This is a genomic window from Caenimonas sedimenti (assembly GCF_007833165.1).
Classification (GTDB): domain Bacteria; phylum Pseudomonadota; class Gammaproteobacteria; order Burkholderiales; family Burkholderiaceae_C; genus Ramlibacter; species Ramlibacter sedimenti.
The window spans coordinates 81,110-98,643 of sequence record NZ_VOBQ01000012.1 but is presented as its reverse complement, the minus strand read 5'-3'; the positions used below and the strand labels follow the sequence as shown (position 1 = coordinate 98,643).

Here is a 17,534-nt window from a genome sequence, read left to right as displayed (position 1 = left end):
CGGCGGCTGACGTTGCCGGTGCCGCTACCTGGCGTAACCCGCTGGCGCGGTGGGCCCGGGGGCGACCGGATTCGTGACCGTCGCCGCGCGGGGAACGATGGGCTGGACCTGGTTGTTGCGCGCGCTGCGCGCCCAATCCTCGGCGGCGGCCGCACGCTGGACCCGGGCCGCGTGCTCGGCCTGGGCCGTGTGGTGGCGCTGCACCTCCCGTGTCCGCTCCCGCGACTGGTGCTGCGCGTTCCGGAGGCGCTGCTTGTCAGCGGGCGTGAGATCCACCGAGTTGCGGCTGGCGTTCACGGGCTGAGCTTCGGTGGCGCAGGGCGCGTCCGTGTACGTGACGGCGTCGCCTTCATCGCTGACGCACTTGTTCACTGCCCAGGCATGCGGGATGAAGCAGGCGGCGGCGAAGGCGATGAACAGGCTGCGCATGGGAAGGTCTCCAGCCCACGATTGAACCATGCAGCGTTTCGCGGCTCAAGGGGGCGGTGTAAACCTTCCTGATCAGTCCGGCAGGTTTTCGTGGTGAGCCGGGGCGCCCTGTTTCCAGTAGGCGGCCGCACGGATCGCATGGCGGTCGTGGCCCTTCTCTTCCACCAGCACGCGGCGCACGGCGGCGGCGATGCGGGCCTCGGCCGCGCACCAGGCGTAGCCTTCACCGGTGGGCAGTGCGAGGGCCTGCGTCGCCGCGAGCAGCTCGGCAGGTGTTGGCGCCCAATGCACTGTGAGCTCCGCGGCACTGGCGAACTCGCGCCGGTCGGCGGGGTCGGCCACTTGCCCGAGTACCGTCACCCGCGCGCCGGCCGGGAGTTCTTCCAGGCGCCGCGCGATGGCGGGCAGGGCGGTTTCATCGCCCACCAGCAGGTGCCAGTCGTAGTCGACCGGGATGATGAACGAGCCGCGCGGACCCGCGATCGTCACGCCCTGGCCCACGGCCGCCTGTGCCGCCCAGTTGGCCGCCGGTCCATCGCCATGCAACGCGAATTCGATGGTGAGCTCGCGGGCGACGCGGTCGAAGCGGCGCGGCGTGTAGTCACGCATGGCCGGCGCGCCGTCGGCGCCATGCACGATGAATTTGACATGGTCGTCGAAGGACGGCGAATCGAAATCGGCCAGCGCCTCGCCGGCGAAAGTGATGCTCCGGAAGCTCGCGCCGAGCGTGGCGACGCCAACGACCTCGACCGGGCGGCGCTTGGGTTCCTGGCGCACGCGTTGCACGCGGCTGGCGGCGATGGGTTGGTTCATGGGAGCGCTGGCTTTATAGGAGATAATGTCAACCATTATGGCCAAGACAGGTGACATTGTCAACCATCCGGGCGCAGGCACGGATGAAGGCGCGGACGACGTGCTCGAGCTGGTTCACCGGCTGATGCATGACTACCGTGCGCTGCAGTACCGCGCGCTGCGCGACGCGCCCCATGGCGTGACGCACATGGAGGCCAAGGTGCTCGCCTTCTTCCAGCGGCACCCGGGGGCGACGCAGAGCGACCTGGCGCAGCACAGCGGTCGCGACAAGGCGCAGCTGGCCCGCCTGATCAAGAGCTTGCGCGAGCGCGACCTCCTGGTCGCGGAAGTCGACGCGGCCGACCGGCGGAACGTGCGGTTGTCGCTTTCGCCGGAGGGCCTCGCGATCCAGCGCGCGCTGCGCGTGCAGGCGAAGAAGCTGGGGGCGAAGGCGGTGAGGGGCCTGAGCGAGCGCGAACACCACCAGCTGCTGGCACTGCTGCGCAAGGTGCGCGGGAACCTGGCGGAGGAGTGAGCCGCGGCCCGTCAGTCGCCGGCGCGGCTGGCGGCCAGGTTCGTCGGCGCTGTCGTGCCGGCCGGCGTGGCAGCCGGCAAGTGGGCCTGCTCGTAGTCCAGCATCTCCATCAGGTGATGCATGACTTCGTCGCCGATCGCGTTCTCGCGCCACAGGCGGATCAGCTCGCGGCGCTCGGCCTGGATCGCCGCGTGGCGCAGGCGCGTCACCAGCTCCATGCGCGGCGTGAGTTCCTCGCCATCGGAGGCCACCAGCGCGATCCGTTCGGTGATCTCGCCCTTCAGGCCATCGGCCCAATGCGCAGGCACGCCCTCGGCGGCCAGCGCGCCGTCGATGGCCGCGAGCGCGGCCGCGCTCATCGCCGCGCGCACGCGCAGTTGCTCGTCGTGCAGGCTCCAGTCGCTGCCGACCTTGAGCCGGCGGATCAGCGGCGTCAGCGTCAGGCCCTGGCCCACCAACGTGGCCACGATCACCACGAAGGTGAGGAAGATGATGAGGTCGCGATGCGGAAATGGCTGGCCGCCGGGCAGCGTCAGGGGCAAGGCAAGTGCCGCGGCCAGCGAGACGATGCCCCGCATGCCGCACCAGCCGATGATCAGCAGCTCACTCTTGCGCGGCGGCGCTGCCTGCACCAGCAGGCGCTGGGCCAACCAGCGCGGCAAGTAGGCTGCTGGCAGGACCCAGGCGAAGCGCACCGCGATCGCCACGGCGGTGACGACGATGCTGATGGCCGCGAGCAGGCCGGTCGGATAGCGGCCCAGGCTTTCGAGCACGTCCGAGAGCTGCAGCCCGATCAGCGTGAACACCAGGCTGTTCAGCAGGAACACCAGGAGGTTCCAGACCGAGCGCGCCATGATGCGCATTTCCGCCGAGACGATTTCCGGCGCGTAGCGCCCGCGCACCAGGCCGGCCGCCACCACCGCGAGCACGCCCGAGACGTGCAGCGCTTCCGCGACCAGGTAGGCCGTATAGGGAATGGTGAGGACCGTGAGGACCTCGATGAACGGGTCGCCCAGCCGCTTGTGGATGGCGATGAAGACGTGGGCCAGCGCCACGCCCACCGCAATGCCGCCGGCCGACACCAGCGCGAATTGCCCGGTGGCTTCGACGAAGGAGAACGCGCCCGTCAGCACCGCGGCCACGGCGAACTTGTACAGCACCAGGCCCGAGGCATCGTTGACGAGGCTCTCGCCTTCGAGGATGGTGACGATGCGGCGCGGCATGTTCACGCGCGAAAGGATGGCGGTCGCGGCCACGGCATCGGGCGGCGACACGATGGCGCCCAGCACGAAGGCCACGGCCCACGGCACGTCCGGCACCATCAGCTTCAATGCCGCGCCCACGGCCAGCGTCGTCACCGCGACGAGGCCGATGGCGAGCAGACCGATCGGCCGGATGTTGGCCTTGAAATCCGACCATGAGGTGAGCAGCGCCGCCTGGTACAGGATGGGCGGCAACACGGCCACCAGGATGAGCTGCGGGTCGAACGCGACCTGCGGCAGGTTGGGCACCAGCCCGAGCACGGCGCCGCCGGCCACCAGCGCGATCGGATAGGGGAATTTGAAGTGGCGCGCGACCCAGCCCAGCGCGACCGCGCTGAGCAGCAGGACAAGCAGGAGTTCGAGGACCGCCATGGGCCCCCGATTATCGCTGGGCCACTTGGCTGGCCCGGCCGTTTCCCTGCCGCCCAGGCTCCTAAGCCGCGAGCCCGCCGCTGGGTGCGACTGGCAACGCCGGATCCAGTTGCCGCGCGGGGATCGCCTCGGTCCAGCGGGCGACGTCGTCCTCGGTCATGGTGCTGACGGGTGTCAGGCGTCCGTCGACATAGCCAAGCTGCTCCACGTCATGCAGGTATTGCTCACGCGACAGCAGGGTGCCCGCGCAGACGTGCGGATCGGCGGCCGGCGGCTGGGCCGATTCGGCCGCCAGGCGCGCGGTCAGTTCGTCCATCAGCCATTGCGGCACGCGGTGCCGCTCGCCGGGGTAGATGTAGCCGAAGAGCGTCAGGTGGGCCAGCAGCACGCGCCAGTTGGCGCTGAAGCGCTTCAGCAGGCCCGGCCAGTCCAGGTGTTCCGCGTTCGCCTGGATCAGGTGGGCCACGTCGGCGCCGTCGTAACGCTCGCGCTCCATGATGAAGGCCTTGGAGAGCAGGCCGTCCTCCGCATTCGCGATCCGCACGGGCACGCCCAGCACGTCCGCCTCCGGGTTGTCGCGGAACCAGCTTTCGTTCACCGGCGTCAGGCCGTTGCCCGAATTGAAGATCAGGTCGATGAAGTCGGCCCCCGCATAGACCTTGGCGAGCCAGTGCGGGTAGGTCAGTTCGGCCTCCCATCCTTCGGCCCGAGCCAGCGCGGCCACGCGCTCGTAGTCCTCGCGGCGGATGAACAGGTCGAGATCCTTGGTCGAGCGCCGGATGCCGGTGAAGCAGGCATGGGCGAAAGCCCCGCCCACCAGGAATGGGATGTCCGCATCGACGAGCAGGCGCAGCGCGCGCCGGTAGAAGGCGGCCGTGTCTGGCGCGACTTCTTCCTCCAGCGATGGGGCGAGTGGGGCGGTAGGCATGGTGCAGACTAACCCGGCAGAACGCCGGGGGAAGCAGACGTGTCACCTCATGCGGAGTCAGCCCCCGCCTACAGCCAGGACGGCGGAAAGGCCGCAGCATGGAGGTCTTTCAACCTCACGCCCCTCCAAGATCCAACCCATGCCCAAGTCGGCCACCCACGTGCGCTTCGCCGTCGTCGGCGACATCCACGTCAACAAGGACTCCGGCGGGACGCTCCGCGGCTTCTTCGCCCAGGCCTCCGAGGCCGCCGATGCGCTGCTGCTGTGCGGCGACCTCACCGATTACGGCACCGCGGAGGAAGCCCACATCCTGGCGGATGAACTGGGCGCCGTCTCGGTGCCCATCATCGCCGTCCTGGGGAACCACGACTACGAATCGGGCACGCCGGAAGTGGTGGTCGAAACGCTCACGCGTGCGGGCGTGCGGGTGCTCGATGGCGAGGCCTGCGAGATCGAAGGTGTCGGCATCGCCGGCATCAAGGGCTTCGCGGGCGGCTACGGCCGCGGCTCGCTCGGCGCCTGGGGCGAACCCGCGATCAAGATGTTCGTGCAGGAAGCCCTGCATGAGGCCATGAAGCTCGAGTCGGCACTGGCCAAGCTGCGCATGCCGCGACGCATCGCGATGCTGCACTACTCGCCCATCGCGGGCACGATCCAGGGCGAGCCACTCGAGATTTTCCCCTTCCTCGGCAGCAGCCGCCTGGAGGAGCCCCTGCTGCGCTACCCGGTGGATGCCGTCTTCCACGGCCACGCCCATCGCGGTACGCTGGAGGGCAAGACCATCAATGGTGTCCCGGTGTTCAACGTCGCCAAGCCCTTGCTGACGCGAAGCCGCCCGGACCGCCCGCCGTTCCTGCTGTACGAACTGCCGCGCGAGCCCGTCGAGGAAGCGCAAGGCACTTTGGTGGCGACGCCCTAGATTCACCACGCACGCGCCAGTACCATCCGGCGCATGCCTACCTCCCGCTCCCCTGTTGCCGCGCCGCGGATCTCCACCGACGTGCGGGGCGGCGTCCGCCTGGCCGTCGAAGGCGTGCAGGGCGTGGTCGACATCGTCGAATCCATGCACCAGCGCATCGCGAGCCTGGCGCCGCCTTTGGGAACGGTCCCCGACCGCCGTACGAGCGGCATCACCGGTTTCGTCTATCGCCGCGTGCGCGGCACGACGCGGCTCGTCGGCTCCGGGCTCGACCTGGCGCTGGCTGCGGCCGAACGCCTGGTGCCGGGAGCCACGCAACGTGGGGACGCACCGCAGCGCGACGCCGTCGTCGCCGCACTGAACGGCATCTGCGGCGATCACCTGCACCGCACCGGCAACCCGTTGGCAGTGACGATGGAATTGCGCCCCGCCGCGGGGGCCACACCGAGCCCCCACTTGCTGGTGCTGGTGCACGGCCTGTGCATGACCGGCAGTCAATGGGACCATCGCGGGCATGACCACGGAATGGCCCTGGGCGACGCGCTGAAAGCGACGCCGGTGTACGCCTCGTACAACAGCGGACGCCACATCGCCGTGAATGGCGCGGAACTGGCGGGCCGCATCTCTGAACTGGTTGCGTCGTGGCCAGTCCCAGTCGCTTCGGTCACCCTGATCGGCCACAGCATGGGCGGCCTGGTCGCGCGCAGTGCGGTCGCACGTGCATCTGGCAGCGGCATGCCGTGGGCGAAGCTGCTGCGCGCCATGGTCTTCCTAGGCACGCCGCACCACGGCGCACCGCTGGAGCGCGGTGGGAACTGGGTGCACCGGGCGCTGGGCGTGTCGCCGTATGTCGCGCCCTTCGCGCGGCTCGCGGGGCTGCGCAGCGAAGGCATCACGGACCTGCGGCATGGCAACCTGCATGGCGCCGGCACGGAGAGCCGCTTCGCCCCGGGACACGTGCCGGCCGCGGTGCCGTTGCCGGTGGGTGTCGCTTGCTACGCCATCGCCGGCTCACTGCGTCCGGCGCCGCTGGGTGATGGCCTCGTCACCGTGGCCAGTGCGCTGGGGCGCGCGGAGAGCCCGGAGCGCGACCTGGCGCTGCCGGCCAACCGCGTGCGCGTCATCGAAGATTGCGGGCACCTCGACCTGCTGCATCACCCGGAAGCTTTCGGCCAGATGCGGCAGTGGCTGGTGGGCGAACGGGCTCCAAATCAGCTGCTATAATCTGCGGCTTCGCGGCTGTAGCTCAGTTGGATAGAGTACTTGGCTACGAACCAAGGGGTCGTGGGTTCGAATCCTGCCAGCCGCACCAAAAAAATCGTAAAGGAATCAAGGGCTTGGAGAGAAATCTCCAGGCCCTTTTTCTTTGGTTGCGAAGACCGGGGCCCCATCCCACGGGATCGCGCGCCCGGCCCTGAGCGGCGGCTACTTGTCCTTCTTGTCCTTGTTGTGGCCCTTGGCCTTGCCCTGGCCACGGTTGCCTGGACCGTCGGCGTTGATGTCGCTGCTCACCGCGCCGGCGCTGACCGCGCCGGTGCCACCCGCGCCGGCACCCGCAGCTGCCGCGCCGCCGAGGGTCGAGGTCGTGCTGCCACCGCTGGCGCCCGCCTGTGTGTTGCTCGTCGTCGCCGTGTTTTGCGTCGCGCTCGTGCTCTGGTTGGTCGTGCCGCTCGGGCTGATGGTGACGTTGCTGTGCGGCATCGCCCTGAAATTCGCATCCGTGTTCACTGACGTGCCCGCGCTTGGCGCCACCGACTGGCTGGCATTGGTGCTGGTGGTGCTGCCGGCCTTGTTCGTCGTGGTGCCGGTGCCCGACCCGCTGCCTGCCTGGGTGTTGCTCGTGGTTCCGGTGTTCTGGGCCGCCGAGGTGGTCTGGTTGGTCGTGCCGCTCGGGCTGATGGTGACGCTGCTGTGCGGCATCGCCCTGAATTCCGCATTGGTGTTGACGGACGTGCTGGCGCTGGGGGCGACCGACTGGGTGGCTCCGGTGCCGGTGTTGCTTGTCGCCGTATTGCCGGTCTGGGCGAGGGCCAGGCCGCTGGAAGCCGCCAAGGCGACAGTTGCGAGGATGTTGAGTTTGGTCCTGATCATTTGCGTCTCCGAAGTAGATGCAAAAATATCCGTGTGCGTGTGCGCCGCCAAACGTCAGTGGCGTGCCATAGCGTCCGACGGTGTGCTCTTACGACCGCTGCCGAGTCTCATCGGATTGGCGAACACCACGCACCATCGCCGTTGAGTGGATGAGGGTTTTCACCATGAGCCGGGGCATGGCGAAGCCCGGTCTTGCCGGTTTGTCGGAAACGTCCTACGGAAGGGCGCGCTGCCATGGAAGACACTGCAACTGACGAGCAGTTGCCGGGCGAATGTGGGACTGCTTTCATGAACCACACCGCAGGACTTTCATGGATCAAGCCGTTCACGCCCCGTCCGTCAAGAAGAGGTCGAGCAAGTCCGCGGTTGCGCGCAAGACCAAGACCCCAGGCCTTGCGGCCATCCACACACGCGACGGCACAGACGCCCCGGAAATCCGGTCCCGCCTGCTGCTGTCCGCCATGACGGCTTTCGCCGAGGGTGACTTCACGGCCCGCTTGCCGTCCGACTGGAGCGGCATGGATGCCCGGATCGCCGAGGCTTTCAACCAGAGCATCCGCAATGCCCAGCAGATCACCGGTGAAGCGGCGCGTCTCAGCAACACGGTGGGCAAGGAAGGCCGGCTGGCCGAGCGGATCGCGGCACCCGCGGTCATCGGGGGCTGGGCCAACCAGGTCGACTCGCTCAATACACTGATCGATGACCTGGTGCGGCCGACCACCGACATCGCCCGCACGATCGGCGCGGTGGCCAAGGGCGACCTGGGCCAGTCGATGGACCTGCAGGTGGACGGCCGTTCGCTCAAGGGTGAGTTCCTGCGCTCGGCGAAGCTGGTCAACACCATGATCGAGCAGTTGGCGGTGTTCACCTCCGAGGTGACGCGGGTCGCCCGCGAGGTGGGTACCGAGGGCAAGCTGGGCGGCCAGGCCAAGGTCAAGGGGGTGTCGGGCGTCTGGAAGGAACTGACGGACTCGGTCAACCAGATGGCCGGCAACCTGACGGCGCAGGTGCGCAACATCGCCGACGTGACGATCGCCGTGGCCAACGGCGACCTGTCCAAGAAGATCACGGTGGACGTGCGCGGCGAGATCCTGCAGCTGAAGGAAGCCACCAACACCATGGTGGACCAGCTGCGCTCTTTCGCTTCGGAGGTGACGCGGGTCGCGCGCGAAGTGGGTACCGACGGGCGCCTGGGCGGCCAGGCGGTGGTGCCCGGCGTGGCCGGCACCTGGAAGGACCTGACCGACTCGGTCAATTCGATGGCCAACAACCTCACGTCGCAGGTGCGCAACATCGCGACCGTGACGACGGCCGTGGCCCGCGGCGACCTGTCGCGCAAGATCACGGTGGACGTGAAGGGCGAGATCCTGGAGCTGAAGGAAACCATCAACACGATGGTCGACCAGCTGAACGGCTTCTCGTCCGAGGTGACGCGGGTCGCGCGGGAGGTCGGCACCGAAGGCAAGCTGGGCGGCCAGGCGCAGGTGCCGGGCATCGCCGGCACCTGGAAGGACCTGACCGACTCCGTGAACTCCATGGCGTCCAACCTCACCGGCCAGGTGCGCAACATCGCCGGCGTGGCCACGGCCATTGCCAAAGGCGACCTGTCGTCCAAGATCACGGTGGAAGTGAAGGGCGAGATCCTGGCGCTGAAGGAAACCATCAACACGATGGTGGACCAGTTGAACGGCTTCGCGTCCGAAGTCACGCGGGTGGCGCGCGAGGTCGGCACCGAAGGCAAGCTGGGCGGGCAGGCGCAGGTGCCGGGCGTGGCGGGCACCTGGAAGGACCTGACGGACAACGTCAACTTCATGGCCTCCAACCTCACGGGCCAGGTGCGCAACATCGCCGAGGTGACCACCGCGGTGGCAAACGGTGACCTCTCCAAGAAGATCACGGTGGACGTGCGTGGCGAGGTGCTGGAGCTGAAGAACACCATCAACACGATGGTCGACCAGCTGAACGGCTTCGCTTCCGAAGTCACGCGGGTGGCGCGCGAGGTCGGCACCGAAGGCAAGCTGGGCGGCCAGGCCCAGGTGCCGGGTGTCGCGGGCACGTGGAAGGACCTGACCGACTCGGTCAACTTCATGGCGTCCAACCTCACGGGCCAGGTCCGCAACATCGCGGAAGTGACGACGGCCGTGGCGCGCGGCGACCTCTCCAAGAAGATCACCGTCGACGTGCGCGGCGAGATCCTGGAGCTGAAGAACACCATCAACACGATGGTCGACCAGCTGAACGGCTTCGCGGGTGAAGTGTCGCGCGTGGCGCGCGAAGTAGGCACCGAAGGCAAGCTGGGTGGCCAGGCCCAGGTACTGGGCGTGGCCGGGACATGGAAGGATTTGACCGACAACGTCAACTCCATGGCCTCGAACCTCACGGCCCAGGTCCGCAACATCGCCGACGTGGCGACGGCCGTGGCCAACGGCGACCTCTCCAAGAAGATCACGGTGGACGTGAAAGGCGAGATCCTGGAGCTGAAGAACACCCTCAACACGATGGTCGACCAGCTGAACGGCTTCGCGTCGGAAGTGACGCGCGTGGCGCGCGAAGTGGGCACCGAGGGCAAGCTCGGGGGCCAGGCGGTCGTGCGGGGTGTCGCGGGGACGTGGAAGGACCTGACCGACAACGTCAACTCCATGGCCAACAACCTGACCGGCCAGGTCCGCAACATCGCGGACGTGACGACGGCGGTGGCGCGTGGCGACCTCTCGCGCAAGATCACGGTGGAGGTGAAGGGCGAGATCCTGGAGCTGAAGAACACCATCAACACGATGGTCGACCAGCTGAACGCGTTCGCCGCCGAAGTGTCGCGGGTGGCGCGCGAGGTGGGCACCGAAGGCAAGCTGGGCGGCCAGGCGCAGGTGCCGGGCGTGGCCGGCACCTGGAAGGACCTGACCGACAACGTCAACTTCATGGCGTCGAACCTCACGGGCCAGGTGCGCAACATCGCGGACGTGGCCACGGCCATCGCCCGCGGCGACCTGTCGCGCAAGATCACGGTGGAGGTCAAGGGCGAAATCCTCCAGCTGAAGGAAACCATGAACACCATGGTCGACCAGCTGAACTCCTTCGCCGGCGAGGTGAGCCGCGTCGCGCGCGAGGTCGGCACGGACGGCAAGCTGGGCGGCCAGGCGGCGGTGGAGGGCGTGGCGGGCACCTGGAAGGACCTGACCGACAACGTCAACTCGATGGCGTCGAACCTGACGAACCAGGTCCGCAACATCGCGGACGTGACGATCGCTGTGGCCAACGGCGACCTGTCCAAGAAGATCACCGTGGACGTGCGCGGCGAGATCCTGGAGCTGAAGGAAACCATCAACACGATGGTCGACCAGCTGAACGGCTTCGCTTCGGAAGTGACGCGCGTCGCGCGCGAAGTGGGCACGGAAGGCAAGCTGGGTGGCCAGGCGCAGGTCCCAGGCGTCGCGGGCACCTGGAAGGACCTGACGGACAACGTGAACTTCATGGCCAACAACCTGACGGGCCAGGTTCGCAACATCGCCGACGTCGCCACCGCCATCGCCCGCGGTGACCTGGGGCGCAAGATCACGGTGGACGTGAAGGGCGAGATCCTGCAGCTGAAGGAAACCATCAACACGATGGTCGACCAGCTGTCCGCGTTTGCCTCGGAAGTGACGCGCGTGGCGCGCGAGGTGGGCTCCGAAGGCAAGCTGGGCGGCCAGGCCGCGGTACCGGGCGTGGCCGGCACCTGGAAGGACCTGACCGACAACGTCAACTCGATGGCGTCGAACCTGACCAACCAGGTCCGCAACATCGCCGAAGTGACGATCGCCGTGGCCAACGGCGACCTGTCCAAGAAGATCACCGTCGACGTGCGCGGCGAAATCCTGCAGCTGAAGGAAACCATCAATACGATGGTGGAGCAGCTGCGCTCGTTCGCCTCGGAAGTCACGCGCGTGGCGCGCGAGGTCGGCACCGAAGGCCGCCTGGGCGTGCAGGCCGTGGTGCCCGGCGTGGCCGGCACCTGGAAGGACCTGACCGACTCGGTCAACACCATGGGCGCCAACCTCACGTCCCAGGTGCGCAACATCGCCGAGGTGACCACCGCCGTGGCGCGCGGCGACCTGAACCGCAAGATCACGGTGGACGTGAAGGGCGAGATCCTGGAGCTGAAGAACACCATCAACACGATGGTCGACCAGCTCAACTCGTTCGCCGGCGAGGTGACGCGCGTGGCGCGCGAGGTCGGCACCGAAGGCAAGCTGGGCGGCCAGGCCCAGGTGGGCGGCGTCGGCGGCACCTGGAAGGACCTGACCGACAACGTGAACTTCATGGCGTCGAACCTCACCGAGCAGGTGCGCGGCATCGTGAAGGTGGTGACCGCGGTGGCCAACGGGAACCTGTCGCAACGCCTGACGGTGCAGGCCAAGGGCGAGGTGGCGGCGTTGGCGGACACCATCAACGGCATGACGGACACGCTGGCGACCTTCGCCGACCAGGTGACCAACGTGGCGCGCGAAGTCGGTGTGGATGGCCGGCTCGGCGGCCAGGCCAACGTGCCCGGCGCGGCCGGCACCTGGAAGGACCTGACCGGCAACGTGAACCTGCTGGCCGCCAACCTGACGACGCAGGTCCGCGCCATCGCCGAGGTCGCGACGGCCGTGACCAAGGGCGACCTGACACGCTCCATCCAGGTCGACGCGAAGGGCGAGGTGTCCGAGCTCAAGGACAACATCAACACGATGATCTCGAACCTGCGCGAGACCACGGAATCGAACCGCGAGCAGGACTGGCTGAAGACCAACCTGGCGCGTTTCACCGGCATGCTGCAGGGGCAGCGCGAACTTTCCACCGTGGGCAAGATGCTGCTGTCGGAGCTGGCGCCGCTGGTCAACGCCCACCAGGGCAGCATCTACCACAGCAGCCGGGCCGGCGAAGAAGGCGGCGAACTCGTGCTGCTGGCGAGCTACGCGCAGGCCGGCAGTGTGAGCCTCTCCTCCACCATCGCGCTCGGCGAGGGCCTGGTCGGCCAGTGCGCCGTGGAGAACCGCCGCATCCTGATGACGGACGTGCCGCCCGACTTCGTCAGCATCGCGTCCAGCCTGGGCGCGGCGCGCCAGGTGAGCGTGGTGGTGCTGCCGGTGCTGTTCGAGAAGCAGACCAAGGCGGTGATCGAGCTGGCCTCGCTGCACCCGTTCACGCCCGTCAACCTGAACTTCCTCGACCAGTTGGCCCTGGGCATCGGCGCCGTGTTCAACACCATCGAGGCCACGATGCGCACCGAGGGCCTGCTGAAGCAATCGCAGGAACTGACGGTCGAGCTGCAGTCGCGCCAGGCCGAACTGCAGCAGACCAACGAGGAGCTGGGCACCAAGGCGCGGCTGCTGGCGGAGCAGAACGCCGAAGTGGAGCGCAAGAACTCCGAGGTGGAGCAGGCCCGGCGCGCACTGGAGGAAAAGGCCTCGGAACTGGCACTCACCTCCAAGTACAAGTCGGAGTTCCTGGCGAACATGTCGCACGAGCTGCGCACGCCGCTCAACTCCATCCTGATCCTGTCGCAGCAGCTGGCCGAGAACAACGCGGGCAACCTGCTGCCCAAGCAGGTGGAGTTCTCGCGCAACATCAACTCCTCCGGCAGCGACCTGCTGAACCTGATCAACGACATCCTGGATCTGTCGAAGATCGAATCGGGCACGGTGACGGTGGATGTGGAAGAGATCCCGTTCGCCGGCCTGCGCGACAGCATCGACCGGAACTTCCGGCACGTGGCCGAGGCGAAGAACCTGCCCTTCCTCATCCGCTTCGCGGACGACCTGCCGCGCTCGATGGACAGCGATCCGAAGCGGCTGCAGCAGATCCTGAAGAACCTGCTGTCCAATGCCGTCAAGTTCACGGCGCAGGGCCAGGTGGAAGTGCGCGTCGGGCTGGTGTCCAGCGGCTGGAGTCCCGATCACCCGGTGCTGAACCAGGCGCAGCACGTGGTGGCCTTCGCGGTGGAGGACACCGGCATCGGCGTGCCACCCGACAAGCAGCGGCTGATCTTCGAGGCCTTCCAGCAGGCCGACGCCGGCACCTCGCGCAAGTACGGCGGCACCGGCCTCGGCCTGGCGATCAGCCGCGAGCTCGCGGCGCTGCTCGGCGGCGAGATCAAGCTCGCCAGTGTGCACGGCAAGGGCAGCACGTTCACGCTGTACCTGCCGCTGCACTTCGCGGGCCTCGACCAATCCACCGTCACGATCAACGCCAAGGGCAACGACCCGGCGCCGGTGATCACGCTGCCCGTGGCGCGTGAGGAGCACGTGCTGGACGACCGTGACCAGATCGAGCCCGGCGACATGGTCATCCTGGTGATCGAGGACGACCCGCACTACGCGCGCATCCTGCTGGGGCTGGCGCGCGACAAGGGCTTCAAGGGACTGGTGGCGACGAAGGGCGCGATGGGGCTTTCGCTCGCGCGCCAGTACCAGCCGGCCGCGATCTCGCTGGACATCTTCCTGCCCGACATGCTGGGCTGGACCGTGCTCAACCAGTTGAAGCTCGACCCGATGCTGCGCCACATCCCCGTGCAGATCATCACGCTCGAAGAGGAAAGGCAGCATGGCCTGTCGCACGGCGCCTTCGCCTATCTGCTGAAGGAGCCGACCACGGCCGGACTGGAGGCCGCGTTCGACCGGCTGAAGGAGTTCACCGTCCCGCGCACCAAGCGGCTGCTGGTCATCGAGGACAACGAGATCGAGCGCAATGCCGTGGTGGAGCTGCTCGGCTACAAGGACATCGAGATCGCCACGGCGGGCAGCGGTGAGGAAGCGCTGGCCGTCCTGGCCGAGGCCACGGTCGACTGCATCGTGCTCGACCTGCGGCTGCCCGACATGTCGGGCTTCGACCTGCTGGAGAAGATCAAGGAACTCCCGGCCGCGGCCGCGATCCCCGTGGTGGTCTTCACCGGGAAAGACCTCAGTGCCGCCGAGCAGAACCGCCTGGGCACCATGGCGAAGAGCATCGTCCTGAAGGACGTCCGGTCGCCGGAGCGGCTGCTGGATGAAACGGCGCTGTTCCTGCACCGCGTGGTCACGCAGCTGCCGGCCGAGCGGCAGGCGATGCTGGAAAAGTTGCACAACTCGTCCGAGGTGCTGCGCGGCCGCAAGGTGCTGGTGGTGGACGACGATGCGCGCAACATCTTCGCGCTGACCTCGGTACTCGAGAACCACGAGATGAACGTCATCAGCGCGACCAACGGCCGCCACGCCATCGACATCATCAAGAGCACGGACGGCCTCGCGATGGTCCTGATGGATATCATGATGCCGGAAATGGACGGCTATGAAACCATGCGCGAAATCCGCAAGGAACCCGAGTTCCGCACGCTGCCGATCCTGGCACTCACGGCCAAGGCGATGAAGGGCGACCGGGAGAAGTGCCTGGAGGCGGGCGCCAGCGACTACATCGCCAAGCCCGTCAACACCGACCAGCTGCTCTCGCTGATGCGCGTATGGCTGTTCCGATGAGCGCTGCCGGTGGCGCCGGGCAGGTCAACATCCTGATCGTCGACGACGAGCCCCGGAACCTGGCCGTGCTGGAATCGGTCCTGGACGACCCGGACTACCGGTTGGTGCGCGCGAACTCGGGCGACGAGGCGCTGCTGGCCCTCATGGCCGACGAGTTCGCCGTGCTGGTGCTCGATGTGCGCATGCCCGGCATGACCGGGTTCGAACTGGCCCAGATGATCAAGGAGCGCAAGAAGACGGCGCGCATCCCGATCATCTTCCTCACCGCCTATTACAACGAGGACCAGCACATCCTCGAAGGCTACGGCACCGGCGCGGTGGATTACCTGCACAAGCCGGTGAATCCGTCCATCCTCCGCTCGAAGGTCTCGGTGTTCGCCGAGCTGCACCGCACCGGGCGCGAGCTGGCGCTCGCCAACGAGCGGTTGACGGCCGAAGTGGCCGAGCGCCGCAAGGCCGAGCGCAACCTCAGCGAACTCAACGAACACCTGGACCGCCGCGTCAGCGAGCGGACAGTGGCGTTGCAGGCCAGCGAGGAGCGCCTGCTGGAGGCCAGCCGCCGCAAGGACGAATTCCTGGCCACGCTGGCGCATGAACTGCGCAACCCGTTGGCGCCGGTGCGCAACGCGATCCAGTTGCTCAAGCTCAAGGGTGGAGCGTCGGCTGACGTGCTGTGGGCCGGCGAGCTGATCGACCGGCAGATCAGCGCGATGGCGCGGCTGATCGATGACCTCATGGACGTGAGCCGCATCAACCAGGGCCGCATCGAGCTGCGGCGGGAAGAGCTGCCGCTCTCGGTGGTGCTGGGCGATGCGTTGCTGACGGTGCAGCCGCTGATCGACGAGCTGGGCCACACGGTCAGCGTGGCCGCGGCCGAGGACGAGATCCTGGTCGACGCGGATCGCGCGCGGCTCGCCCAGGCCTTCACCAACATGCTGAACAACGCGGCCAAGTACATGGACCGCGGCGGCAGCATCGGCGTGTTCGTCGAGCGCAGCGGGGATGAAGTGGTGGTCCGCATCAAGGACAACGGCATCGGCATTCCGGGGCATCGCCTGGAGCGGGTCTTCGACATGTTCTCGCAGGAAGAGGCGGCGCTGTCGCGCTCGCGCGGCGGCCTGGGGATCGGCCTCTCCCTGTCGCGCCGCCTGATCCAGATGCACGGCGGCAGCGTGACCGCGGTGAGCGACGGGCCGGGGCGCGGCAGCGAGTTCCTGGTGCGGCTGCCCTGCGCGCAGCCCAGCGTGCGCACCCCCAGCGCGGAGCGTGCACCACCGGTCTTCGCTCCAATCGCCCAGATGCGCGTCCTGGTGGCGGACGACAACAAGGACGCGGCCGAAACGCTGGCCATGCTCCTGGAGATGATGGGCCACTCGGTGCGCCAGGTGCACGACGGCGAGGCCGCCGTGGCTGCCGCGGCCGAGTTCGCGCCCCAGCTGGTGTTGCTCGACATCGGCATGCCGAAGCTGAATGGCTACGAGGCTTGCCGCCGCATCCGCACCCAGGCGGACGGCCGTGCCATGACGGTGGTGGCGATCACGGGGTGGGGCCAGCCCGAGGACCTGCAGAACGCCCGGTCGGCCGGTTTCGACCGCCACATGGTCAAGCCGATCGACATGAACCTGCTGGCCGCGCTGCTGTCCGACAGCACGCCCGCCGCCGGTTGAGACCAGGGATGCCAGGCGAATGAGTGTTCGCGAAGTCCCTCCGGATTTGCGCCGTTTCATCGCCGCCGCGATCCCGTCGGTCCCGTTCCTGGAGGCCATGCTGCTGCTGCGGTCCGATGCGCCCGCTTCCTGGAACCCGGCACGCCTCGCCCAACGGCTCTACGTGTCGCCGGCCGACGCGGCATCGCTGCTGAAAGCACTGTGCGCCTCAGGGATGGCGCGCCCGGCGGAGGACGACGAGCAGGTGCAGTTCGGTCCGCAGACGCCGGAACTCGCCGGGCTGCTGGACCGGCTGGCCGAGACCTACACCAGCAACCTGGTCGGCGTGACCGACCTGATCCACTCACGCGTCGACAAACGGGCGCAGCGGTTCGCCGATGCCTTCCGCTGGCGCAAGGACGAAAACCAATGAGGGCGCCATGGCCGCACTGATCTACTCCCTCTGCGCGCTCACGTGCCTCGCATGCAGCGTGCTGCTCTGGCGTTCCTGGGCGGGCTCGCGCCACCCCCTGCTTTTCTGGAGCGGTATCTGCTTCACGCTGCTCACGCTGAACAATGCGCTGCTGGTGCTGGACAAGGTGGTGTACCCGGTCGAAGTCGATCTGACGGTGTGGCGCCTGTCCGCGGCGCTGGTGGCCCTGGTGGTGCTCGTCGGCGGCATGATCTGGGAGGAGGATCAATGAGCACCGCACGGCCGCTCCGAAGGTGCTCAGCCCCGCAGTCCGCAGGACGGAGGGAATCCGAATGAGCCTCACGGAACAGATGCTCACGGGCGCGATCGCGTCGCTCTCCTTCGTGGCGGGTCTGCTCTTCCTGCGGTTCTGGCGGAGCACCAGGGACCCGTTCTTCCTGCTGTTCGCGCTGTCCTTCGGGCTCGAGGGCTGCAATCGCGTCGCGCTTGGCATGCTCGCGGCAACGGACGAGAACCTGCCCTTCGTCTACCTGGTGCGGGTGATCTCGTACGGCCTCATCCTCGTGGCCATCTGGCAGAAGAATCGCAGGGGCCGATAGCGCGTCAGGCAGCCAAGCCCCTGTGCCTCGGTGGGTGTGGCGCAGCGCAGGACGCGATC

General features: G+C 67.8%; 14 protein-coding genes and 1 tRNA gene. 10 read left to right on the top strand and 5 right to left on the bottom strand.

Annotation, left to right across the window (positions count from 1 at the left end):
• Positions 1-24 precede the first annotated feature (24 nt).
• Positions 25-429, bottom strand: coding sequence for a hypothetical protein (locus FN976_RS15235; protein WP_145893895.1), 405 nt, complete (start codon positions 427-429; stop codon positions 25-27).
• A 72-nt stretch (positions 430-501) separates the two neighbouring features.
• On the bottom strand, positions 502-1,242 hold the full coding sequence (locus FN976_RS15230; protein WP_145893894.1) for a siderophore-interacting protein: 741 nt from the start codon (positions 1,240-1,242) through the stop codon (positions 502-504).
• 37 nt (positions 1,243-1,279) lie between these two features.
• Here FN976_RS15230 and FN976_RS15225 point away from each other — a divergent pair, with 37 nt between their 5' ends.
• Positions 1,280-1,756 (top strand): MarR family winged helix-turn-helix transcriptional regulator, encoded by a 477-nt coding sequence (locus tag FN976_RS15225; protein WP_145893893.1) that lies wholly within the window; start codon positions 1,280-1,282, stop codon positions 1,754-1,756.
• Between the two features lie 11 nt (positions 1,757-1,767).
• Here the strand turns inward: FN976_RS15225 and FN976_RS15220 are convergent, their stop codons facing one another.
• Together FN976_RS15220 and FN976_RS15215 are read right to left on the bottom strand one after the other, a co-directional pair.
• Positions 1,768-3,390, bottom strand: a complete 1,623-nt coding sequence (locus FN976_RS15220; protein WP_145893892.1) for a Na+/H+ antiporter — start codon at positions 3,388-3,390, stop codon at positions 1,768-1,770.
• A gap of 61 nt (positions 3,391-3,451) precedes the next feature.
• Positions 3,452-4,318: a nucleotidyltransferase gene (locus tag FN976_RS15215; protein WP_145893891.1), complete on the bottom strand. Its 867-nt coding sequence runs from the start codon at positions 4,316-4,318 to the stop codon at positions 3,452-3,454.
• Between the two features lie 139 nt (positions 4,319-4,457).
• Between FN976_RS15215 and FN976_RS15210 the strand changes: the two genes are divergently transcribed.
• From FN976_RS15210 to FN976_RS15200, 3 genes are all read left to right on the top strand, one after another.
• Positions 4,458-5,237, top strand: a complete 780-nt coding sequence (locus tag FN976_RS15210; protein WP_145893890.1) for a metallophosphoesterase family protein — start codon at positions 4,458-4,460, stop codon at positions 5,235-5,237.
• A gap of 33 nt (positions 5,238-5,270) precedes the next feature.
• Positions 5,271-6,461, top strand: coding sequence for a lipase family alpha/beta hydrolase (locus FN976_RS15205; protein WP_145893889.1), 1,191 nt, complete (start codon positions 5,271-5,273; stop codon positions 6,459-6,461).
• 11 nt (positions 6,462-6,472) lie between these two features.
• Positions 6,473-6,549, top strand: a tRNA-Arg gene (locus FN976_RS15200).
• 113 nt (positions 6,550-6,662) lie between these two features.
• Here the strand turns inward: FN976_RS15200 and FN976_RS15195 are convergent.
• Entirely contained in the window at positions 6,663-6,938 is a 276-nt protein-coding gene (locus tag FN976_RS15195; protein ID WP_145893888.1) for a hypothetical protein, read from the bottom strand.
• Here FN976_RS15195 and FN976_RS15190 point away from each other — a divergent pair.
• The 6 genes from FN976_RS15190 to FN976_RS15165 all read left to right on the top strand — a co-directional run bounded on the left by FN976_RS15190 (position 6,916) and on the right by FN976_RS15165 (position 17,475).
• On the top strand, positions 6,916-7,473 hold the full coding sequence (locus FN976_RS15190) for a hypothetical protein (RefSeq protein WP_145893887.1): 558 nt from the start codon (positions 6,916-6,918) through the stop codon (positions 7,471-7,473). The two genes, FN976_RS15195 and FN976_RS15190, sit on opposite strands and share 23 nt — an antisense overlap.
• A 166-nt stretch (positions 7,474-7,639) precedes the next feature.
• Positions 7,640-14,797 (top strand): HAMP domain-containing protein, encoded by a 7,158-nt coding sequence (locus tag FN976_RS15185; RefSeq protein ID WP_145893886.1) that lies wholly within the window; start codon positions 7,640-7,642, stop codon positions 14,795-14,797.
• Positions 14,794-16,464 (top strand): response regulator, encoded by a 1,671-nt coding sequence (locus tag FN976_RS15180; protein ID WP_255440452.1) that lies wholly within the window; start codon positions 14,794-14,796, stop codon positions 16,462-16,464. Before FN976_RS15185 ends, FN976_RS15180 begins: the two co-directional genes overlap by 4 nt.
• 19 nt (positions 16,465-16,483) lie before the next feature.
• The gene (locus tag FN976_RS15175; RefSeq protein WP_145893884.1) at positions 16,484-16,876 is read left to right on the top strand and encodes a hypothetical protein; all 393 of its coding nucleotides are present in this window, start codon (positions 16,484-16,486) and stop codon (positions 16,874-16,876) included.
• A gap of 7 nt (positions 16,877-16,883) precedes the next feature.
• The gene (locus FN976_RS15170; protein WP_145893883.1) at positions 16,884-17,147 is read left to right on the top strand and encodes a DUF5985 family protein; all 264 of its coding nucleotides are present in this window, start codon (positions 16,884-16,886) and stop codon (positions 17,145-17,147) included.
• 61 nt (positions 17,148-17,208) lie between these two features.
• Positions 17,209-17,475, top strand: coding sequence for a DUF5985 family protein (locus FN976_RS15165; protein ID WP_255440450.1), 267 nt, complete (start codon positions 17,209-17,211; stop codon positions 17,473-17,475).
• Positions 17,476-17,534 lie beyond the last annotated feature (59 nt).